This window comes from Vibrio sp. CB1-14, assembly GCF_040412085.2.
GTDB lineage: Bacteria > Pseudomonadota > Gammaproteobacteria > Enterobacterales > Vibrionaceae > Vibrio > Vibrio chaetopteri.
Window position 1 is genome coordinate 795,802 of the sequence record NZ_CP115920.1, and the last position, 22,740, is coordinate 818,541.

The 22,740-nt window shown below is 47.1% G+C and carries 14 protein-coding genes, 4 tRNA genes, 3 rRNA genes and 1 pseudogene; 17 read left to right on the top strand and 5 right to left on the bottom strand.

Translation table 11 applies throughout. From position 1 onward, the window contains the following. Positions 1-189 precede the first annotated feature (189 nt). Together PG915_RS03565 and bamD are read right to left on the bottom strand one after the other, a co-directional pair. A complete protein-coding gene (locus PG915_RS03565; RefSeq protein WP_353498658.1) occupies positions 190-1,653 on the bottom strand; it encodes a lytic transglycosylase F in 1,464 nt (487 codons plus the stop codon). Positions 1,654-1,764: 111 nt separating this feature from the next. Next, a complete protein-coding gene (gene bamD / locus PG915_RS03570; protein WP_353497903.1) occupies positions 1,765-2,490 on the bottom strand; it encodes an outer membrane protein assembly factor BamD in 726 nt (241 codons plus the stop codon). Positions 2,491-2,620: 130 nt separating this feature from the next. On the opposite strand from bamD, the gene rluD reads away from it, so the two are divergent. The 13 genes from rluD to PG915_RS03635 all read left to right on the top strand — a co-directional run bounded on the left by rluD (position 2,621) and on the right by PG915_RS03635 (position 15,386). Further along, complete coding sequence (gene rluD, locus PG915_RS03575; protein WP_353497904.1) at positions 2,621-3,595, top strand: 23S rRNA pseudouridine(1911/1915/1917) synthase RluD; 975 nt, start codon at positions 2,621-2,623, stop codon at positions 3,593-3,595. After that, positions 3,595-4,323 carry a peptidoglycan editing factor PgeF gene (gene pgeF / locus PG915_RS03580; RefSeq protein ID WP_353497905.1) on the top strand — a complete coding sequence of 243 codons (729 nt, stop codon included), beginning with the start codon at positions 3,595-3,597 and terminating at the stop codon, positions 4,321-4,323. The genes rluD and pgeF overlap by 1 nt, the downstream gene beginning before the upstream one ends. A gap of 84 nt (positions 4,324-4,407) precedes the next feature. Then, positions 4,408-6,981 carry an ATP-dependent chaperone ClpB gene (clpB, locus tag PG915_RS03585; RefSeq protein WP_353497906.1) on the top strand — a complete coding sequence of 858 codons (2,574 nt, stop codon included), beginning with the start codon at positions 4,408-4,410 and terminating at the stop codon, positions 6,979-6,981. Between the two features lie 524 nt (positions 6,982-7,505). Continuing rightward, a 16S ribosomal RNA gene (locus PG915_RS03590) occupies positions 7,506-9,055 on the top strand. A gap of 67 nt (positions 9,056-9,122) precedes the next feature. Then, positions 9,123-9,199: transfer RNA gene (locus PG915_RS03595), tRNA-Ile, on the top strand. Positions 9,200-9,240: 41 nt separating this feature from the next. Then, positions 9,241-9,316, top strand: a tRNA-Ala gene (locus tag PG915_RS03600). A 312-nt stretch (positions 9,317-9,628) separates the two neighbouring features. Continuing rightward, positions 9,629-12,513, top strand: a 23S ribosomal RNA gene (locus PG915_RS03605). Between the two features lie 127 nt (positions 12,514-12,640). After that, a 5S ribosomal RNA gene (gene rrf, locus PG915_RS03610) occupies positions 12,641-12,757 on the top strand. The 16S, 23S and 5S rRNA genes sit together here with 4 tRNA genes alongside, the layout of an rRNA operon. Before the next feature lie 40 nt (positions 12,758-12,797). Then, positions 12,798-12,874 (top strand) — tRNA-Asp (locus PG915_RS03615). 36 nt (positions 12,875-12,910) lie between these two features. Next, positions 12,911-12,987: transfer RNA gene (locus tag PG915_RS03620), tRNA-Trp, on the top strand. A gap of 280 nt (positions 12,988-13,267) precedes the next feature. Then, positions 13,268-13,603, top strand: a complete 336-nt coding sequence (locus tag PG915_RS03625; RefSeq protein ID WP_353497907.1) for a DUF1904 domain-containing protein — start codon at positions 13,268-13,270, stop codon at positions 13,601-13,603. A gap of 179 nt (positions 13,604-13,782) precedes the next feature. Beyond that, on the top strand, positions 13,783-14,091 hold the full coding sequence (locus tag PG915_RS03630) for a hypothetical protein (RefSeq protein WP_112460995.1): 309 nt from the start codon (positions 13,783-13,785) through the stop codon (positions 14,089-14,091). 101 nt (positions 14,092-14,192) lie between these two features. After that, the gene (locus tag PG915_RS03635) at positions 14,193-15,386 is read left to right on the top strand and encodes an ISL3 family transposase (RefSeq protein WP_353497908.1); all 1,194 of its coding nucleotides are present in this window, start codon (positions 14,193-14,195) and stop codon (positions 15,384-15,386) included. 36 nt (positions 15,387-15,422) lie between these two features. Here the strand turns inward: PG915_RS03635 and PG915_RS03640 are convergent, their stop codons facing one another. From PG915_RS03640 to rdgC, 3 genes are all read right to left on the bottom strand, one after another. Beyond that, positions 15,423-15,677: a YfhL family 4Fe-4S dicluster ferredoxin gene (locus tag PG915_RS03640; RefSeq protein WP_042500690.1), complete on the bottom strand. Its 255-nt coding sequence runs from the start codon at positions 15,675-15,677 to the stop codon at positions 15,423-15,425. A 2-nt stretch (positions 15,678-15,679) separates the two neighbouring features. Continuing rightward, positions 15,680-17,062, bottom strand: a complete 1,383-nt coding sequence (gene yegQ / locus PG915_RS03645) for a tRNA 5-hydroxyuridine modification protein YegQ (protein ID WP_353497909.1) — start codon at positions 17,060-17,062, stop codon at positions 15,680-15,682. Between the two features lie 162 nt (positions 17,063-17,224). Further along, positions 17,225-18,133, bottom strand: a complete 909-nt coding sequence (rdgC, locus tag PG915_RS03650) for a recombination-associated protein RdgC (protein ID WP_353497910.1) — start codon at positions 18,131-18,133, stop codon at positions 17,225-17,227. A 194-nt stretch (positions 18,134-18,327) separates the two neighbouring features. Between rdgC and phoB the strand changes: the two genes are divergently transcribed. The 4 genes and pseudogenes from phoB (at position 18,328) to PG915_RS03670 (ending at position 22,728) form a co-directional block, all read left to right on the top strand. Then, a complete protein-coding gene (phoB, locus tag PG915_RS03655) occupies positions 18,328-19,017 on the top strand; it encodes a phosphate regulon transcriptional regulator PhoB (protein WP_042500693.1) in 690 nt (229 codons plus the stop codon). 19 nt (positions 19,018-19,036) lie between these two features. Further along, positions 19,037-20,335 (top strand): phosphate regulon sensor histidine kinase PhoR, encoded by a 1,299-nt coding sequence (gene phoR / locus PG915_RS03660; protein WP_353497911.1) that lies wholly within the window; start codon positions 19,037-19,039, stop codon positions 20,333-20,335. Beyond that, positions 20,335-21,303, top strand: coding sequence for a PstS family phosphate ABC transporter substrate-binding protein (locus PG915_RS03665; protein ID WP_353497912.1), 969 nt, complete (start codon positions 20,335-20,337; stop codon positions 21,301-21,303). Before phoR ends, PG915_RS03665 begins: the two co-directional genes overlap by 1 nt. 131 nt (positions 21,304-21,434) lie before the next feature. Beyond that, a pseudogene (locus tag PG915_RS03670) lies at positions 21,435-22,728 on the top strand (IS4 family transposase). The last annotated feature ends 12 nt before the right edge of the window (positions 22,729-22,740 follow it).

Consider the following 22,740-nt stretch of genomic DNA (forward strand, 5'->3'; position numbering starts at 1 on the left):
GATGTCCAAATCTAAATGTGATCTATCGCAAAACTTTGTATCGTTAACAGTAAAAAAGCCTTTTCTTTCCTCCAAAAGTCATTAATTTGGATAGAGTAGCGTTCTGAAAATTCCCCATTTTTGGCGACTTAGTACGACCTAAGAAAAGTTGCTGTCTATTAAATGCTCACTAATGAAATGTGATCTTTGTCACTTAACGGTTTCCTCCTTGTTACTCCCCAATACTCTGTAGAATTCAATGTCTTGATTTTTGGCTTGTTGCTCTTCGCGGATCTCCTGCAATGACTCCAACTGTTTGTAGATAACAAAGTACCGGTTGATGTTGGCCACATAGGTGACAGGCTCTGAGCTGATGTTGCGTCGCGCCATAAGTTCGACGTTGCCAAACCATTTATTGGGATCGTAACCGTGCTTTTCGGCTAAGCGTCTCATGCGTGATATGTTGCCGGGGCCAGCGTTATAAGCAGCCAGCGATAGATAGACTTTGTCATCTTCGCTAATGGCATCATCACTGAAATAGCGATCGCGAATAAAGCGTAAATATTTCACCCCAGCATGTACGTTGTTGTCGATGTTGTTGATGTTCTTTATGTTGACGTTCTGATCTCGTGCTGTGCTCGGCAGCACCTGCATAATACCGACAGCACCTTTTGGAGACACCTTGTTTTGATTAAGTTTTGACTCTTGAAATGCTTGTGCTGCAATCATTAGGAAGTCAAAGTCGTATTGGTCTGCGTACTTTTTAAATAGTGAAACCAGCTTCTCTAATTGATCAATGTTTTTGGGATCAAGCGCTTTGGCAAACCATGACGTGTTCTCCAGATACTTGTTATAGATAACATTACCTAGCAGCGTCCCCTCCTTAGCTGTTTTGATGTAAGCATTAACTTGCTCTGCAAGCTTCGGGCTACCTTTGCGCATCGCCCAAGCTATCTGTCCGCCGCTGCGCAGGGGAATGCCGCTGTGAATGTTCAAATCATCAAAGGTTTTGTTCCAGAAGTAAGCTTTGTGGCTATCAAGAACAGTAGCGCTGACTAAGCCTTGTTTGACCATCTCAACCAGTTCGTAATCTTGTAATGTTTCTTCTAAGTACTGAACCAATACAGGCGGGCGTCCGTCTCCGGTGAGTGTTTTATTGAGTTCTTGCAGACTCTCAAAATAGCTTGAACTGGCACGTACCCAGACTTCTTTGCCACTTAAGTCTTCGGGGCTTAAAAGAGTAGGGTAGTCGTCGCTGGTGATGATGAGCTCATCGATATTGTCGAGTATGGGGCGACTGAATTCGATTACGGCTTCACGGGCTGGGGTTACGGTAAGATTGGCAACAATCAGGTCGCCGTAACCATTGACCAGTGCAGGGATAAGATCGTCGCGCGGTACGGGTATGACTTGTACTTTGAGTTTGGGGAATCTTTTCTTTAGGTAATTTTCAAAGTGATAGAGCTGCTCGGCACCGATGCCTCTTGGTTGCCCTTTTTCGATGTAGTAAAAACCGAGATCGGCAGACACCAATACACGTAGTACTCGCTTTTCTGTGAACGTGTCTAAGTCCCCTGTATAAGGGGTGTTGCTTAATGGGCTTAGTTCTAGTGCTCGCAGTGGTAGCGAGAAGACAACGAAAACAAAAAACAGTAATAGTGCTTTCACTTCTATTCCTTTTTCACTACATATCTAATGATAACTATATAAATGAAAACGGATTTTCGCCAACTTAGACACAAAAAAAGCGCTGATAAGACAGCGCTTTTTTAAAGGTATAATCTATTATTGCGGGTTGAGTTCTATGAGCTTTTCAGTGCGCTCAACTTGCTCTTTCATGCCTAGCTTTTCGTAGGCTTGCTTTTGAATGCTGAGTGACTTACGCGCAGCTTCAGTATCTGGGTAGGTCTTTTGAAGCTCTTGTGTGCGGTTAATGGCAGCAATCCAGGCTTCACGTCGCAGGTAAAAATCTGCCGTTGCCAAATCGTAATTCGCGAGGCGATTCTTCAGTGCTACCATGCGCTTTGCAGCATCTTCGGCATAGGCACTGTTCGGATAGCGCTTCAGCAAGCGGTCGAAATCTGCGAACGCGGCTTTTACTGGCTCAGGGTCTCGGTCAGAACGGTCGATACGGAAGATATCGTGCATAAAGTTACGATCTTGCGCCATATGGCTTAGACCGCGCATATACAGAACCCAATCCGAACGCTCATGCGTAGGATTAAGGCGAGAAAAACGTTCGATGGTCGCAAGCGCTAATGGCAGGTCATCGTTCTTATAGTAGGCATAGATGAGATCAAGTTGCACCTGCTCAGTGTAAGCACCAAATGGGTAACGAGAGTCTAGTGCTTCAAGGCGCTCAATGGCCGACGTCCAGTTACCACTTTGCAGTGACTCTTGGGCTTCTGAATACAACTGAGACGGCGGGACATCTGGGACGGTGACTTCTTTGTCAGCACAACCAAACAACAAAGCTATAGAAAGCAAGCCTGTTAGTTTAAGTAGTTTCATACGAGAACGAGTTTCCTTGACGTAAATATTTTTCCGCTTCCATTACTTTTCTTGTCAGTAACAGATACAATGATGAGCTATATTATCCACACTCGTGGTATTAGTCCCAAGGTTTTTTAAAAAGTTCGATATGGCTCAGCAGATTGAATTAACAAATACAGTAAAAGACAGCCAGTTAGGTCAACGTTTAGACCAAGCTGTAGCTGAACTCTTCGCAGATTTTTCTCGCTCGCGCCTGAAAGAATGGCTACTTGACGGAAAAATTGCGGTTAACGGTGAAGTGGTTACCAAGCCTCGCACTAAGGTGATGGGCGGTGAACTGATTACCGTTCAAGCTGAACTAGAAGATGAAGAACGCTTCGAAGCGCAAGATATTCCTCTAAACATCGTTTACGAGGATGATGACATCATTGTTATCAATAAGCCAAGAGATTTCGTTGTCCATCCTGGAGCAGGGACACCAGATGGCACGGTTCTGAATGCGCTTTTGCATCATTACCCAGCTATCGCGGAAGTACCTCGTGCAGGTATCGTTCATCGTCTCGATAAAGACACCACAGGTTTGATGGTAGTGGCGAAGACGGTTCCATCGCAAACGCGTTTGGTTCGTGCTCTGCAAAAACGTAATATTACTCGTGAGTACGAAGCGATTGCGATCGGCAAAATGACCGCGGGTGGTATGGTGGATAAGCCAATTGGTCGCCATTCTACGAAACGTACGTTGATGGCGGTGAATGAGCTCGGTAAACCAGCGGTGACTCACTACCGTGTTGCAGAACACTTCCGTGAGCATACCCGTATTAGATTGCGTCTAGAGACGGGTCGTACCCACCAGATCCGTGTACACATGTCTTATCTACAGCATCCACTTTTAGGTGATACCGCTTACGGTGGTCGCGCACGCATCCCGCGCGGTGCAAGTGAAGAGCTAACGGATATGATCCGTAGTTTCGATCGTCAAGCGCTGCACGCGGTAATGTTGAGGTTTGCTCACCCAGTGACTGGCGAAGAGATGGAGTTCCATGCACCAGTGCCTGACGATATGGTGGCAATGGCAGAAGCGCTTCGCGAAGACACTAAGCTAAATAAAGAAGAAGACTATTAATGTCGACTCTTAAGCCAAATTGGCACACCGCACCGAATGTGAGTGCGGTGACTTCAACTCGAGAAGGCGGTGTATCAAAAGCGCCGTTTTCTGGGTTGAATCTAGGGATGCATGTCAGTGATAACCCTGCGGATGTTGAAGCGAATAGAGCTCAACTAGCTGCGTTAGCGAACATGCCAACCGCGCCAGTTTGGCTTAATCAAACCCACTCTACTGTGGTTGCCAATATTGCGACTCCCACTGATGTCGTTATCGATGCCGATGCGAGTTTTACGACTCAGCCAGGTGTCGTGCTCAGTGCAATGACCGCGGACTGTTTGCCGATTTTGCTAGCGGCTAAAGACGGCACTGCCGTTGCTGCTGTTCATGCCGGCTGGCGCGGCCTTGCTGATGGTATTGTTGAAAATGCAGTGTCTCTTTTCGAGACTGAGCTGCAAGCTTGGATTGGCCCTGCCATTGGCTTTGATAGTTTTGAGGTCGGTGAGGATGTTCGTGAGGCATTTTGTGCAAGTCATTCTGAATACGCTATTGCATTCAAACCCCACTCGTCATCAGGTAAGTGGCTGGCGGATCTAGCATCGATTGCTGAGATGAAGCTCAAGTCACTTGGAGTCAATTCAGTTACTCAGAGCGGGCTATGTACCTTCAAGGATCCTACTCGCTTTTATTCTTATCGACGCGATGGGCAAACTGGCCGTATGGCGAGCTTTATTTGGATCAACGCCTGATTTTCTATTTCCACTCTTGAAATCCTCAATGTGAGTAACCATCTTATTTGCATATCAAGCCGTATGTAATTAAAGGGGGTTGCTGTGCGCTTAGATCGATTTACTAGCAAATTCCAAGTCGCTATTTCTGATGCTCAGTCTCTAGCTCTAGGGCGAGACCATCAATATATTGAACCTGTCCATCTCATGGTTGCTTTGTTTAACCAAGAGGGAAGTTCTATTCGTCCATTGCTGACAATGTTGAACGTCGATGTGGTTCATTTACGTTCAAAACTGGCCGAGCTATTGGATAAGCTTCCAAAAGTGACAGGCGTAGGTGGTGACGTTCAGCTATCTAGTTCAATGGGTCAGCTCTTCAACCTATGTGATAAGGTGGCTCAAAAACGCCAAGATTCGTATATCTCATCTGAGATTTTCTTGCTTGCGGCTATCGAAGACAAAGGCGCATTAGGACAACTGCTTAAAGAGCAAGGTCTTACGGAAGCGAAAATCAACCAAGCCATTGAGCAGATTCGTGGCGGTCAAAAGGTTGATGACCCAAACGCAGAAGAAAAACGCCAAGCGCTAGAAAAGTTCACTATTGATCTTACCGAACGTGCTGAGCAGGGCAAACTTGATCCGGTGATTGGTCGTGACGATGAGATCCGACGAACGATTCAAGTATTGCAGCGCCGTACCAAAAATAACCCGGTCATTATTGGTGAGCCTGGTGTGGGTAAAACCGCCATTGTTGAAGGGTTAGCTCAGCGCATTATCAATAATGAAGTACCGGAAGGCTTACGTGGTCGCCGAGTTCTTTCCCTTGATATGGGCTCTTTGGTGGCTGGCGCTAAATATCGTGGTGAATTTGAAGAACGTTTGAAATCGGTACTCAATGAGCTTGCCAAGGAAGAAGGCAACATCATTCTATTTATCGATGAACTGCACACCATGGTTGGGGCGGGTAAAGGCGAAGGTTCAATGGATGCTGGCAATATGCTCAAACCAGCGCTTGCCCGAGGTGATCTGCATTGTGTTGGCGCGACTACTCTAGACGAATACCGTCAATATATAGAGAAAGATGCTGCACTTGAGAGACGATTCCAAAAAGTGCTGGTAGATGAGCCAAGTGTTGAAGACACGGTGGCGATTCTTCGTGGATTGAAAGAACGTTACGAATTGCATCATCACGTGGAAATCACGGACCCAGCGATTGTTGCGGCGGCCAGTCTTTCCCATCGTTACGTAACCGATAGACAGCTACCTGATAAGGCGATTGATCTTATTGACGAAGCCGCTTCAAGCATTCGTCTGCAAATTGATTCTAAGCCAGAGTCATTAGATAAGCTTGAGCGTAAAATCATCCAGCTTAAAATAGAGCAGCAAGCACTGAAAAACGAGTCGGATGATGCAAGTAGTAAGCGTCTCTCTGCCTTAAATGAAGAGCTGCACACTAAAGAGCGTGACTATGCTGAGCTTGAAGAAGTATGGAATGCAGAAAAAGCGGCGCTTTCGGGTACGCAACATATTAAAGCTGAGTTAGAACAAGCAAGATTGGATATGGATGTGGCAAGACGTGCTGGTGATCTAAACCGTATGTCTGAGCTTCAATATGGGCGTATCCCAGAGCTAGAGAAACAACTAGACCTAGCGACGCAAGCTGAGATGCAAGAGATGAGCCTGCTTCGTAACAAAGTGACAGACGCTGAAATTGCAGAAGTATTGTCGAAGCAAACCGGTATTCCTGTATCTAAGATGCTAGAAGCAGAAAAAGACAAACTGCTTCGTATGGAAGAGGTTCTACATAAACGCGTCATTGGTCAAGCGGAAGCGGTGGAAGTGGTTTCCGATGCGATTCGTCGTAGTCGTGCAGGCCTTGCCGACCCGAATAAGCCTATTGGTTCGTTCTTATTCTTAGGTCCGACAGGTGTGGGTAAAACTGAGCTGTGTAAAACGCTCGCCAACTTTATGTTCGACAGTGAAGATGCCATGGTGCGTATCGACATGTCTGAGTTCATGGAGAAACATTCGGTGGCGCGCCTAGTCGGTGCTCCTCCTGGTTATGTTGGCTATGAAGAAGGTGGCTATTTAACGGAAGCGGTGAGACGTAAGCCATATTCGGTGATCTTACTTGATGAGGTAGAAAAAGCGCATCCAGATGTCTTTAATATTCTTCTACAAGTATTAGATGATGGTCGCCTTACCGATGGACAAGGTCGCACGGTGGATTTCAGAAACACTGTCGTCATCATGACGTCGAACTTAGGGTCGTCGAGAATCCAAGAGAATTTCCAAGTTCTCGATTATGAAGGCATTAAGCGAGAAGTGATGGATGTAGTGACGTCTCACTTTAGACCTGAGTTCTTAAACCGTGTGGATGAAAGTGTGGTATTCCACCCACTAGGTCAGCAACACATTAAGTCGATTGCTAGCATTCAGCTTGAGCGTTTAGGTAAGCGCATGGAAGACAGTGGCTACTCGTTAGTCGTGGCAGATACAGCTCTCGATTACATTGCGAAAGTGGGCTATGACCCGGTATACGGAGCTAGACCTCTAAAACGAGCGATTCAGCAAAGTATAGAGAACCCACTCGCTAAAGAGATACTAGCAGGTAAGGTGGATCCCACTAAACCGGTCAAACTTATCGTCAATAACGACAAAATTGCGGTTGGCCAATAGCTATTACTAGCGTTTTGGCAAATAAAAGGGGAGGTCACTCCCCTTTTTTGTGTCTTTTTTGGGCGTTCTGATTCATTTGTGTGCGAATGGAAAGAAAAAGCGAATTTAGTGCAAATTAGCGCTTGCCAAGTGAATGGCGATCTCTATAATGCCACCTCGCTGACACGGGAACGGAGAGAGAAATCTCCAACGAGTCAGAAGGTCAAAAGCTTCTGAGGAAGCCAAGCAAAATAAGTTGAAAAAAGTGGTTGACACTAAAGCTTATCTCGCTAAAATGGCCGTCCGTTTTGAAGCAAGCTTCGAAACAAGCTCTTTAACAATATAAACCTATCAATCTGTGTGGGCACTCGTTGATGATAATCAAATTAGATACCTCGGTATCAAATTAGGTTTTCAATGAACTGAGTGACCAATCAAGTCGAAAGACTTGGCACAGTCAATTCATTATCGTTCTGTTGGAACGATAATAGCTTTAGATTACTTATGTAGTTTAAAGTCAGTATTCATTGAGCCGACAAAATCTTAAATTGAAGAGTTTGATCATGGCTCAGATTGAACGCTGGCGGCAGGCCTAACACATGCAAGTCGAGCGGAAACGAGTTAACTGACCCTTCGGGTGACGTTAACGGCGTCGAGCGGCGGACGGGTGAGTAATGCCTGGGAATATGCCTTGATGTGGGGGATAACCATTGGAAACGATGGCTAATACCGCATAATGCCTTCGAGCTAAAGAGGGGATCTTCGGACCTCTCGCGTCAAGATTAGCCCAGGTGGGATTAGCTAGTTGGTGAGGTAATGGCTCACCAAGGCGACGATCCCTAGCTGGTCTGAGAGGATGATCAGCCACACTGGAACTGAGACACGGTCCAGACTCCTACGGGAGGCAGCAGTGGGGAATATTGCACAATGGGCGCAAGCCTGATGCAGCCATGCCGCGTGTGTGAAGAAGGCCTTCGGGTTGTAAAGCACTTTCAGTCGTGAGGAAGGTGGTGTAGTTAATAGCTGCATCATTTGACGTTAGCGACAGAAGAAGCACCGGCTAACTCCGTGCCAGCAGCCGCGGTAATACGGAGGGTGCGAGCGTTAATCGGAATTACTGGGCGTAAAGCGCATGCAGGTGGTTCGTTAAGTCAGATGTGAAAGCCCGGGGCTCAACCTCGGAACTGCATTTGAAACTGGCGGACTAGAGTACTGTAGAGGGGGGTAGAATTTCAGGTGTAGCGGTGAAATGCGTAGAGATCTGAAGGAATACCGGTGGCGAAGGCGGCCCCCTGGACAGATACTGACACTCAGATGCGAAAGCGTGGGGAGCAAACAGGATTAGATACCCTGGTAGTCCACGCCGTAAACGATGTCTACTTGGAGGTTGTGGCCTTGAGCCGTGGCTTTCGGAGCTAACGCGTTAAGTAGACCGCCTGGGGAGTACGGTCGCAAGATTAAAACTCAAATGAATTGACGGGGGCCCGCACAAGCGGTGGAGCATGTGGTTTAATTCGATGCAACGCGAAGAACCTTACCTACTCTTGACATCCAGAGAACTTAGCAGAGATGCTTTGGTGCCTTCGGGAACTCTGAGACAGGTGCTGCATGGCTGTCGTCAGCTCGTGTTGTGAAATGTTGGGTTAAGTCCCGCAACGAGCGCAACCCTTATCCTTGTTTGCCAGCGAGTAATGTCGGGAACTCCAGGGAGACTGCCGGTGATAAACCGGAGGAAGGTGGGGACGACGTCAAGTCATCATAGCCTTACGAGTAGGGCTACACACGTGCTACAATGGCGCATACAGAGGGCGGCCAACTTGCGAAAGTGAGCGAATCCCAAAAGTGCGTCGTAGTCCGGATTGGAGTCTGCAACTCGACTCCATGAAGTCGGAATCGCTAGTAATCGTGGATCAGAATGCCACGGTGAATACGTTCCCGGGCCTTGTACACACCGCCCGTCACACCATGGGAGTGGGCTGCAAAAGAAGTGGGTAGTTTAACCTTCGGGAGGACGCTCACCACTTTGTGGTTCATGACTGGGGTGAAGTCGTAACAAGGTAGCCCTAGGGGAACCTGGGGCTGGATCACCTCCTTATACGAATAGATTATTGCGATGAGTGTTCACACAGATTGATTAGGTTTATGAATTAAAGACGATGCTTGGGTCTGTAGCTCAGGTGGTTAGAGCGTTCGCCTGATAAGCGAGAGGTCGGTGGTTCAAGTCCACTCAGACCCACCAATCTTCCTCCCAGATGATTGGCGATAAGCATCAACACTGATGGGGCTATAGCTCAGCTGGGAGAGCGCCTGCCTTGCACGCAGGAGGTCTGCGGTTCGATCCCGCATAGCTCCACCATCTTTAAGTGTTTTCTCTTTGAGAATATTTAAAAATGGTTTCTTTCTTTAACTAGAAAGCAAATCTCGTTCTTTAACAATTTGGAAAGCTGACGAATAACATTTGATTAATGTTATTCATTTAAAAGTTCTCAAATCCTAGATGATTTAGTCATTTAGGTACCAACACACATTCAAGTGTTCTTGGGAATAGCGAAAGCTATTCATATTTGAGTCCGGCAAAATCGAGTCTGCATCATGTATAAAAATTGCAGACAACTTTGGTTGTTTAACGACAATCTCGAGGTTTCTTTGAGACTCTTTGGGGTTGTATGGTTAAGTGACTAAGCGTACACGGTGGATGCCTTGGCAGTCAGAGGCGATGAAAGGCGTAATAACTTGCGATAAGCCCAGATTAGGTAGTAATAACCTTTGAGTCTGGGATTCCTGAATGGGGAAACCCAACTGCATAAGCAGTTATCGCTGAGTGAATACATAGCTCAGCGAGGCGAACCGGGGGGAACTGAAACATCTAAGTACCCCGAGGAAGAGAAATCAACCGAGATTCCGAAAGTAGCGGCGAGCGAAATTGGATTAGCCCTTAAGCTTTTAATGAGACAGACGAAGGCTCTGGAAAGTGCCGCAGTAAAGGGTGATAGCCCCGTAGTCGACATCTCATCATCAGTGAAATCGAGTAGGGCGGGACACGTGATATCCTGTCTGAATATGGAGAATTCATCCTCCAAGGCTAAATACTACTGACTGACCGATAGTGAACCAGTACCGTGAGGGAAAGGCGAAAAGAACCCCTGTGAGGGGAGTGAAATAGAACCTGAAACCGTGTACGTACAAGCAGTAGGAGCACCTTCGTGGTGTGACTGCGTACCTTTGTATAATGGGTCAGCGACTTATATTCAGTGGCAAGGTTAACCGTTTAGGGGAGCCGTAGGGAAACCGAGTCTTAACTGGGCGTTCAGTCTCTGGATATAGACCCGAAACCAGGTGATCTAGCCATGGGCAGGTTGAAGGTTGAGTAACATCAACTGGAGGACCGAACCGACTAATGTTGAAAAATTAGCGGATGACTTGTGGCTAGGGGTGAAAGGCCAATCAAACCTGGAGATAGCTGGTTCTCCCCGAAATCTATTTAGGTAGAGCCTCGGACGAATACTACTGGGGGTAGAGCACTGTTAAGGCTAGGGGGTCATCCCGACTTACCAACCCTTTGCAAACTCCGAATACCAGTAAGTACTATCCGGGAGACACACGGCGGGTGCTAACGTCCGTCGTGGAGAGGGAAACAACCCAGACCGCCAGCTAAGGTCCCAAATTATAGCTAAGTGGGAAACGATGTGGGAAGGCTTAGACAGCTAGGATGTTGGCTTAGAAGCAGCCATCATTTAAAGAAAGCGTAATAGCTCACTAGTCGAGTCGGCCTGCGCGGAAGATGTAACGGGGCTAAGCTATAAACCGAAGCTGCGGCAATGACTTAGGTCATTGGGTAGGGGAGCGTTCTGTAAGCCGTTGAAGGTGGACTGTAAGGTCTGCTGGAGGTATCAGAAGTGCGAATGCTGACATGAGTAACGATAATGGGGGTGAAAACCTCCACGCCGGAAGACCAAGGGTTCCTGTCCAACGTTAATCGGGGCAGGGTGAGTCGACCCCTAAGGCGAGGCCGAAAGGCGTAGTCGATGGGAAACGGGTTAATATTCCCGTACTTCTTACAATTGCGATGGGGGACGGAGAAGGCTAGGTAGCCTGGCGACGGTTGTCCAGGTTCAAGTGCGTAGGCTTGAGGGTTAGGTAAATCCGGCTCTCTTTAAGGCTGAGACACGATGTCGAGCTACTACGGTAGTGAAGTCATTGATGCCATGCTTCCAGGAAAAGCCTCTAAGCTTCAGATTGTAAGGAATCGTACCCCAAACCGACACAGGTGGTCGGGTAGAGAATACCAAGGCGCTTGAGAGAACTCGGGTGAAGGAACTAGGCAAAATGGTACCGTAACTTCGGGAGAAGGTACGCTCCTCGCGGTGAAGTCCCTTGCGGATGGAGCTATGGGGAGTCGCAGATACCAGGTGGCTGCAACTGTTTATTAAAAACACAGCACTGTGCAAAATCGTAAGATGACGTATACGGTGTGACGCCTGCCCGGTGCCGGAAGGTTAATTGATGGGGTTAGACTTAGGTCGAAGCTCTTGATCGAAGCCCCGGTAAACGGCGGCCGTAACTATAATCGATCCTAAGGTAGCGAAATTCCTTGTCGGGTAAGTTCCGACCTGCACGAATGGCGTAATGATGGCCACGCTGTCTCCACCCGAGACTCAGTGAAATTGAAATCGCTGTGAAGATGCAGTGTACCCGCGGCTAGACGGAAAGACCCCGTGAACCTTTACTACAGCTTGGCACTGAACATTGACCCTACATGTGTAGGATAGGTGGGAGGCTTTGAAACGAGTACGCCAGTATTCGTGGAGCCGTCCTTGAAATACCACCCTTGTAGTGTTGATGTTCTAACGTTGGCTCTTTATCGGGGCTGCGGACAGTGCCTGGTGGGTAGTTTGACTGGGGCGGTCTCCTCCCAAAGAGTAACGGAGGAGCACGAAGGTGGGCTAAACACGGTTGGACATCGTGTGGTTAGTGCAATGGCATAAGCCCGCTTGACTGCGAGAATGACAATTCGAGCAGGTGCGAAAGCAGGTCATAGTGATCCGGTGGTTCTGAATGGAAGGGCCATCGCTCAACGGATAAAAGGTACCCGGGGATAACAGGCTGATACCGCCCAAGAGTTCATATCGACGGCGGTGTTTGGCACCTCGATGTCGGCTCATCACATCCTGGGGCTGAAGTTCGATCCCAAGGGTATGGCTGTTCGCCATTTAAAGTGGTACGCGAGCTGGGTTTAGAACGTCGTGAGACAGTTCGGTCCCTATCTGCCGTGGGCGTTGGAAGATTGAAGGGGGCTGCTCCTAGTACGAGAGGACCGGAGTGGACGAACCTCTGGTGTTCGGGTTGTCATGCCAATGGCATTGCCCGGTAGCTAAGTTCGGAATCGATAACCGCTGAAAGCATCTAAGCGGGAAGCGAGCCCTGAGATGAGTCTTCCCTGGCACTTTAAGTGTCCTAAAGGGTTGTTCGAGACTAGAACGTTGATAGGCAGGGTGTGTAAGCGTTGTGAGGCGTTGAGCTAACCTGTACTAATTGCCCGTGAGGCTTAACCATACAACACCCAAAGGGTTTTGATTGGACTCAAAGCAAGAACAAATTGAATGTGTAGAGAACGCATTAACAGCTTTCCGGATTTATTGTTTTCAGATTTTCAGAAAATCTGAAGGCAAAACAGAATTTGCTTGGCGACCATAGCATTGTGGACCCACCTGATTTCCATGCCGAACTCAGAAGTGAAACGCAATAGCGCCGATGGTAGTGTGGGGTTTCCCCATGTGAGAGTAGGACATCGCCAGGCTTTGAATTTTGGACACTTGCAATAGCAAGTATGCCACTGCGGAGTGGTAGTTCAGTTGGTTAGAATACCGGCCTGTCACGCCGGGGGTCGCGGGTTCGAGTCCCGTCCACTCCGCCACTTATTTAGACAAAGTTAAGTCTTAAAAATAACTACAGGGGTGTAGCTCCAATTGGCAGAGCAGCGGATTCCAAATCCGCGTGTTGGGAGTTCGAATCTCTCCACCCCTGCCATATTCAAAGGCTCTGACTTAGGTCGGAGCCTTTTTCGTTTTTGCTTTTTCAAAGCAATGTGTTGGGAGCTGGGTCGCCGGCCCGGTCGAACCTCCGGAATGCCGGCCCAGTCCACCCCTGCCATCTTTAAAGCCTCGTCTTTCGACGAGGCTTTTTTACATCTGTAGTATTCAAAGGCTCTGACTTAGGTCAGAGTTTTTTTGTTTCCGCACTCCTATATTCTCGAATCTTATAGTTCACTGATATACTCATAATCATCATTACATATATGGATATGATTATGCCCCATTTACGTTTTAGAGCTCTGGAGTCAGAGATAGTCAAAACCCTTTCTAGCCCATTAGTTGACGAGCTTCAACCGCTTATGGATTGCCCAAGAGAAGACTTCACTATTGAACACGTTAGCTCAACGTTTTACTTCGATGGTAAGTTAAGTCACGCTTATCCGTTTGTGGAAGTGCTGTGGTTTGATCGTGGGCAGGAGGTGAAGGATAAGGTTGCTGTTGTTATTACTGAACAGATCCGATCTGCTCTGGGCAAAGAGCTCGATGTTGCAGTCATATTCGTCGCACTTGAGCCTGCAAGCTATTACGATAATGGTAGCCATTACGGTTAACTAACTGATTGGTATCGCTCTCACAAATGCGACTGGTGAAGTGGCTAGTTGTTGACTATTGTTATCAGTACTTCAGTGGATTAGTCGTTGTTTTCTAGGTTTTATTGTTTTCTTACTTAGGGCTGTTCTGCTGCTTTATAGGGGGTGTTCCCCTATGATTTTGGGTAAGGACTACTGTTATGACAATGATATCATCAAGGCAGTTTGCCCGATGGCTAAGAGAGAGGTTCGCGACGGAAAAAGACGGAGTGATCCTAACCAGAGAGGACATTAATCAATTATCTGGTAGGCAAAGCTTTACGTTAGGGTTTGTAAACGACATTCACTACGAATTGATGCAACATGGCATTGCCTTTGTGACTGATACAAGCAGAGAGAAATTCTATTTGATTCCCATAAACTCTGCGGAAAACTGGCGCAAAAAGCTGGAGATACAGTACGAGAAAGAGTTGTACTGCAATGTGTTCCCAATCGAAAAGTCTGGGTAATAAAAAAGGTTCATCGCGGATTAGCGGGGACTTAAAACAAAAACGGTAGTAAGTGATAAGGTTACATCGCCAAACACAACCTTACACAAACTACCGTTTTCATGCCGAATCATACTTTCCTATCATCGTTCTGGGAAGGCTTTCATGTCGTAAAGTCTGTCCAAACATCTTCTCTCATCACGATTACTCTCAAACCCAGTACGACTGCTCGATGTTCATGTGGGCAACATGTCCAAGCCACACATGATTCTCAGTGGCGCACGATTAAGGAAGCGATGATTCTCGGCGTACCCGTCGAGCTATCCCTACAAACAAGGCGTATCAAGTGTCCTGACTGCGGTATCAAAACCGAATCTATTTCTTGGCTTGAACCTTTCGCTCGCCTTACTAACCGCTTGCGTAGTTATATTGAACTGTTGCTGCCTCTTCTCCCTATCAAACATATTTCCCAAATGACGGGCGTTCATTGGCATACAATCAAGGAGATAGATAAGCGCAGGCTGCAAAATGTGGTGCCAGAGGTTAACTGGGCAGAGCTGAGACAACTGGTCATGGATGAGTTTGCTCTCTTCAAGGGGCATCGTTATGCCACTGTTATCGCGGATGCTAAGACGCATCAAGTGCTTTGGATAGGCGTCGGACGCAGCCGAAAAGATATCCGTCCCTTTTTTGAGTTACTCGGTGAGCATGGTCAGAACATAGAAGCCGTTGCGATGGATATGAATACGGCTTTCGACCTCGAAGTGCAACAACATTGTCCTAATGCCCGCATTGTGTACGACTTATTCCATGTGGTCGCTAAGTTTGGACGGGAAGTGATGGATAGAGTCAGAGTTGACCAAGCTAATCAACTCAAACATGACAAGAAAGCGCGTCAATGGATTAAACGTTCACGTTGGGTTCTCCTCAAAAACAGAGGCAATTTAGACAGTAAGCAGGAGAGCTATTTAAATGAGATCTTAACTATGAACAAGGACTTAATGGTGACGTATTTACTTGGCTCTCAGCTTAAAGAGTTGTGGAGGTGCCAGTCAGAAAGCGAAGCGGAAGACTTATGGAAGGTATGGTGGGAGCAAGTTCAAGAAAGCGGGATCAAACCGCTTATGGACTTCGCGAGAAAGCTCAAACCGTATCTTCATGGCATAGTTGCTTCTGCAAGTTACCCACTCAATACTTGTACGCTCGAGGGGATAAATAACAAGATAAAGTTAATCAAACGAATGGGCTACGGTTACCGAGATATCGATTATTTCTTTTTAAAGATAAAGGCGGCTTTCCCCGGAAAGCCGCGATGAACCATAAAAAAGCCTCCATTGGGAGGCTTTTTACGTTTAGGCCATGCCTTGAATAATCACGAACTTTTCTAACAGCTCTTCATCCGTTTCCACATGATTGGGATCGGTGATGATGCATTTCGTGATTGGGCATACCGATTGACAAGTTGGTTTCTCGTAATGGCCTTTGCACTCAGTACACAGCGCAGGATCGATCTCAAAAATCTCACTGCCCATTGTAATAGCGCCATTTGGGCATTCCGGGTCACACATATCGCAGTTAATGCACTTGTCAGTAATGAGCAGCGCCATGATTACTTACCCGTTGGGTTACGTGTATCTTGTCCTGAGTTTAGGTTACGCATAAGTAGTGCGTAGTCCAGATCCAATTCCTCTGGTACTGGAATAAAGACAAAGTGGCCGTTACCTTTCGCGTCATCAATGCTTTCTGACTTGCGGTTTTCCATCACTTCTAGGTTGAAGACAACGTTGCCTTTCGGTGTCATCAGCTCAAGGCTGTCGCCAACGATAAACTTGTTCTTCACTTCTACTTCTGCCAATTGACCACGACGTTTACCAGTAAATTCGCCAACAAATTGCTGAGAGTCTGATACAGAGTAGCCGTAATCGTAGTTCTGGTAGCTGTCGTGTGTGTGGCGACGTAGGAAGCCTTCGGTATAACCACGGTGAGCTAGGCTTTCTAGCGTACCCATTAGTGACTCATCGAATGGCTTACCTGCAACGGCGTCGTCGATCGCTTTTCGATACACCTGTGCAGTACGAGCACAGTAGTAAAAAGACTTAGTACGACCTTCAATCTTAAGCGAGTGAACGCCCATCTTCGTCAAACGCTCTACATGCTGAACCGCACGTAGGTCTTTTGAGTTCATGATGTACGTACCATGCTCGTCCTCAAACGCCGCCATTTTGTCTTCAGGGCGGTGGCTTTCAGAGAGCAGTACAACGTCGTCAATTGGTTTACCGCGACCAATTGTGGTCTCTGGGCGCTCGTCAACGACTTCAACAGCTTGAGCTTCTGGAGTGAACTCTTCTACGATTTGACCTGCATCGTTTTCTGTTGCTTTCTCAACTTTGTACTCCCAACGACATGCGTTAGTACATGTGCCTTGGTTTGGATCGCGCTTGTTGATGTAGCCAGACAGTAGACAACGACCAGAGTACGCCATGCAAAGTGCACCGTGTACGAATACTTCTAGTTCAGTTTCAGGGCAATGTTCACGGATCTCTTGGATCTCTTCTAGTGATAGCTCACGAGAGACGATTACGCGCTCGACGCCATTCGCAGCCCAGAATTTAACCGTCGCCCAGTTTACTGCGTTCGCCTGTACCGATAGGTGAATAGGCATATCTGGGAAGGCTTCACGAACCATCATGATAAGGCCTGGGTCAGACATGATTAGGGCGTCTGGACCCATTTCTACTACTGGTTTAAGGTCACGGATGAACGTCTTTAGCTTTGAGTTATGTGGTTGAATATTGCATACCACATATAGCTTTTTACCTTGAGCGTGCGCTTCATCGATACCGATTTTTAGGTTTTCGTGGTTAAACTCGTTGTTACGAACACGAAGGCTGTAACGAGGTTGACCTGCGTAAACTGCATCTGCGCCGTATGCGAATGCGTAACGCATGTTTTTGAGGCTGCCAGCTGGTGACAGAAGTTCTGGAGTAAACATTGCTTTATATCTCTAATCTGATTACAAGTCAGTGTTGTGCCACCTAATGGCACTAAGGGGCGCAAATTTTACGCTAGTATGGGGAGATTTCCAAGTTTTGAATCAGGCTCGCTACTCAAGAGCAACAGTTAGGGCTGAGAAGCGAGCTTGATAGAGAAGGGGTTATTGCTTAGGTAGGCCGCCTAACGCGTCGTACAAGTTAGGTAAGAAGGCACCAAATTCACCACATAGAAGTGAGAAGTCAGCGTCAATACGCGCAGCAGCATCTTCACGTGGGATATCATCGTTTTGATCCTTCAGCTCGTCACTGAATTTCAAGCGTTTGATACTGCCGTCATCGGCTAATATAAACTCGATACGATCTTGCCAGTTGAGCGAAAGTTTAGTCACAAACTTGTTGGCTTCAATGTGACCAAGGATTTCGTCGCTAGACAGCTCTTGTTTCTTACAGCGTATAACGCCGCCGTCTTCTAGGACTGATTTCAACTCAGCTTCATCAAGAAGGTTAAAACCTGTTGGTGCTTCGTTGGTTTTTACCCATTCGGTTAGCGTGTTCTCAATTGGCTGCTCTGGGAATGCTGGAATAACAGGAAGGCTACCCATGGTCTTTCGCAGTAGCGCAATCACGTCTTCAGCTTTTTTGTAGCTACTGGCATCAACAATCACAAAGCCTTCTTTCGGCATGATAAGAAGGTGAGTAAGATTGCTGCGGCTAAATGCACGTGGCAGAAGGTCTATGATGATTTCGTCTTTGAGATCGTCTTTCTCTTTCTTCTTAAGAGGGCGACCTTCTTGAGTCTCAAGTGCGTCTACTTTGCTAGCTAGAGAGTCTTTGATAACCGATGCAGGTAGCATTTTCTCTTCTTTTTTGGCGCACAGTAGAATTCGGTTTTCAGAAACATGGGTCATCATATCGCCATGCTTACCCAGTGCCGTGACCCAGCCAAACTTCTGTTTGTCTTGGCTACCACAAGGAGTAAAGCGAAACTCTTCAAGCTGCTGCTCTAGCTTATCTGCATTAAACTCAAGTTCCTTGTTGAATCGATAGACCAAACAGTTTTTAAACCACATATTACTCTCACCTTTAGAATAGATAGCTGCACATAATAGGCAATTTTGCTTAAATTGTCCTAGCTTAAATCTCGATTATCGCAATAGATCTTGTGCGAAAGTTATATTAAAAATTGTTTTCAATGGTCACAAAAGTGTCATAATAATTCTTGATAATGCATGAAGTTGATTAGATTCCAAAAGGTTATTCAGATATGTCTAGAAGGATCCTGGTGGTCGAGGATGAAGCACCAATTCGCGAAATGCTGTGTTTCGTATTAGAGCAGAAAGGCTACCAAGCTGTAGAAGCTGAAGATTACGATACGGCAGTTAACAAACTGGCTGAACCTTTCCCAGATCTTGTTCTACTAGACTGGATGCTACCTGGCGGTTCTGGCATTAATTTTATCAAGCACATGAAACGCGAAGAGCTGACTCGCAATATCCCTGTTGTGATGCTTACTGCTCGTGGTGAAGAAGAAGATAAAGTGCGCGGCCTAGAAGTGGGTGCGGACGACTACATCACTAAACCATTTTCACCAAAAGAGCTGGTTGCTCGCCTTAAGGCGGTGATTCGTCGCGTGACACCAACAGCACTCGAAGATGTGATTGATGTACAAGGCCTTAAGCTAGACCCAGTCTCTCACCGCGTTACCGCGAATGACCAGCCTCTTGATATGGGGCCAACCGAGTTTAAGATGCTGCACTTCTTTATGACTCACCAAGAGCGCGTCTACAGCCGTGAGCAGCTACTAAACAATGTATGGGGCACCAACGTTTACGTTGAAGACCGTACCGTCGATGTACACATTCGTCGCCTACGTAAAGCTCTTGAATCAGCAGGTCATGATAAATTGATTCAAACCGTTCGAGGCGCTGGCTACCGTTTCTCAACCAAGGGCTAGCATCGAACTGGAGAGGTAAATGGTTGAAAGGTTAACCTGGAAAAAGCTGGCCTGGGAGCTGGCTTTTTTTTACACCCCATGGATTGTCGTTGGGTGGATATTTGGATACATGCCGTGGTTGCTTCTGGTTGCCACGGTTTTGCAGTTGATATGGCACCTACATAATCAGCTGCGTTTGTCTGCTTGGCTGTGGGATGAAAAGCGCCTTACCCCGCCATCCGGTACCGGAAATTGGGAGTCGTTATTTAACGGCATCTATCGCCTTCAGCAAAGGCAGCGCCGCAAGCGCAAAGAGTTAACAAACCTTATCCGCCGCTTTAAAAACGGTGCGGAATCGCTTCCCGATGCCGTCGTTGTATTTAGAAGTGAAGGCAATATCGTTTGGTGCAACAAGCTCGCTCAACATCTATTAGGATTCCGTTGGCCTGATGATTCGGGGCAGCCTATCTCCAATTTGATCCGCACGCCTGATTTTATCAAATACATTAGTAAGCAAGATTTCTCCGAACCGTTAGAGATGCGCTCACCTCTAAACGTTGAGCGGATGCTCGAACTGCGTATTGTGCCGTACACAGAAGGAGAACACTTGATGGTGGTGCGTGATGTCAGCCAGCTGAAACAGCTTGAAGGCATGCGTCGTAACTTCTTTGCTAACGTTTCTCATGAGCTTCGTACGCCAATGACGGTGTTGCAAGGTTACTTAGAGATGACCGAAGACCCAGATATGGTTGTCGATCCTATGTGGACCAAAGCGCACGGTGTCATGACTGAGCAGCTCAACCGCATGAATAGTTTGGTTAACCAACTGTTGACGTTATCGAAAATTGAAGCTGCACCCATGCACGAGCTTGATGAGGTCGTTAATGTTCCCGCAATGCTTGAGGTGTTAGAAAAAGAAGCGGTGAGTTTAAGCGGTGACGATCAGCATAAGATCAGCTTCGATGTCGACAATAGCTTGCGCGTATTTGGTGATGATGATCAACTGCGCAGCGCGATTTCAAATCTGGTTTACAACGCAGTGAAATACACTCCACCAGGGGCGAATGTCAAAGTGCGTTGGTATCAGTCTTCTCAAGGTGCACATCTAGAGGTTGAAGATACCGGTGATGGTATTGAAGCGCAGCATTTGCACAGATTGACGGAGCGCTTTTATCGTGTCGATAAGGCGCGCTCTCGTGATACTGGCGGCAGTGGACTCGGCTTAGCGATTGTAAAACACGCTCTATCGCATCACGACTCACACTTGGAAATTCACTCTGAAGTAGGTGTGGGCAGTAAGTTCTCGTTCATTTTACCTGAACGATTGGTGGTTCAGTGATGACGACGTTAGTAGCGCGCGTCGCTAAGGGATTAATGTTGTGTGTACTGTTGTCGGGCACCGCTTTGGCACAGGAACTTCCCAAGTACAGTAAGCTCTCTGGCGTATCGGGTAACCTCTCTTCTGTAGGTTCAGATACGCTCTCCGGCATGACCACATTATGGCTCGAAGAATTCAAATATCTTTACCCAAATGTGAACCCGCAGATCCAAGCTTCTGGCTCGTCGACGGCGCCACCGGCATTGACCGAAGGGACTGCGCAGTTTGGCCCTATGAGCCGAGAAATGCGCTCGCGTGAAATCGAAGCCTTTGAGCGCCAATATGGTTATAAGCCAACAGCGCTTAAAGTCGCTATCGATGCAATTGGGTTGTTTGTTCACCTCGACAACCCGATTGAAGGACTTAACTTTAAGCAGCTTGATGCAATTTTCTCATCAACCCTTCGCTGTGGGGGGGCTGAGTATCTGCAAACTTGGAAGCAGCTTGGTATTGAAACACCTTGGGATGAACGTGCGATTCAAATCTTTGGGCGCAACTCTGTTTCCGGTACCTACGGCTACTTTAAGGATAAAGCACTATGTGGCGGAGACTTTAGACGTAATGTTAATGAGCAGCCGGGTTCTGCCTCTGTGGTGCAGTCGGTCGCTTCATCGATTAACACCATAGGTTACTCTGGGATTGGTTATCAGGTATCAGGTGCTAAGCTTGTGCCTATTGCCAACCATGGGGAGCAATACGTACTGCCGACTCAGGTGAATGTTCAGTCGGGGCATTATCCGTTATCGCGCTTTCTCTATGTGTACGTGAATAAAGACCCTAACCGCGCTCTCTCGCCGATTGAAGAAGCCTATATTCGTTATATCTATTCTCGAGAGGGGCAGCGGATCGTTCAGAAAGACGGCTATGTTCCGGTGAGTCTTGAGTTTGCAAAAGGTGAATTGGCCAAAGTGGGGCTGAGTATCGAATAATCTGGTGCTCTAACGGACAAAAAAAGCGGCCTATTTGCCTAATGCCGATCAGTTAACAACTAAATGATCGGTTGAACGATCCATTCAAAGTGTCAAAATCCGAGTGTATTCAATGCACTCGGATTTTTTTTATGTTTTTAAGACAGGCTCTTAACCAAGTTCATCAATTCTCTGCAGAGCAACTTTCGGGTTTATCTGATCTGCTTTCTCCAGAACTCATTTCCCAGTGTTTGGAAGATACAGGAATTACGACTATTCGCAGACGAAGGTTACCAATGGAAATGATGGTTTGGAGTGTTGTTGGGATGTCTCTGTATCGCCATTTGTCCATGGAGAAGGTCGTCTCGAAGCTGGATATTCTTCTCCCAGGTAAGAAGCCATTTGTTGCTCCGAGTGCAGTAATTCAGGCAAGACAAAGGCTGGGCTCCGATGTCATGAAATCCGTCTTTACTCAAACGCAGAAACTATGGAATGACAAAACGCCCCACCCAGACTGGCATGGTTTAACACTTCATGCGGTCGACGGTGTAGTCTGGCGAACCCCTGATACTAAAGACAATGATGAGCGCTTCAGTCGAACTCGGAATCAAAAGTGCTCGTCCGAATACCCTCAGATCCGAATGGTCTGCCATATGGAGCTGACAAGTCACCTTCTAAATAGTGCATCGTTCGACTCTACATCAAAGAGCGAAGTGGACTTAACTACGGAGCTCATTGAGCGCTCTCCCGACCATAGCCTAACTATCTTCGATAGAGGTTTTTACGCTCTAGGACTATTGCACCGTTGGCAGACAACAGGGTAGAGAGGCATTGGCTTATTCCAATGCGTAAAGGAGCTCAATACACAATGCTTCGCAAGTTAGGGCGTGGGCAAGAGTTGGTCGAATTAAAGCTATCCCCTCAAGCTAGGAAAAGTGGCACGATGCACCAGAAACACTGGAAGCTCGATTGATAACTAAGACTATTAAGGGTAAGGAGGTACGGTTGTTAACCTCGATGACTGACCCCTTGCGCTACCCAGGAAAAGACATCTCAGAGCTTTATGGACATCGATGGGAGATAGAGTTGGGTTATCGAGAGATGAAACAATATATGCTTCAAAACAACCTGACTCTAAGAAGCAAAAAGCCCGAACTAATAGAACAAGAACTGTGGGGGATGCTGTTGGCCTATAACTTACTTCGGTTCTTAATGTGCCAAATGGCCTACGACCAAAACAAGGTAATGCCTTACCAGATAGGCTTTAAACAAGCTTCGTTGTTCTTAATAGGACAGTTACAACTCCTTCCTGCCGTCGCACCTGGAAGAATCCCGGAGGTGATGAACTATATCCTAGATATGGCTGAGAGTTTTACGTTGCCAGAAAGGCGAGATAGGAGCTATCCAAGAGCGGTAAAAAAGAAGGCCCAGTCGCTATGCGACTAGGCCTTCTAAAAG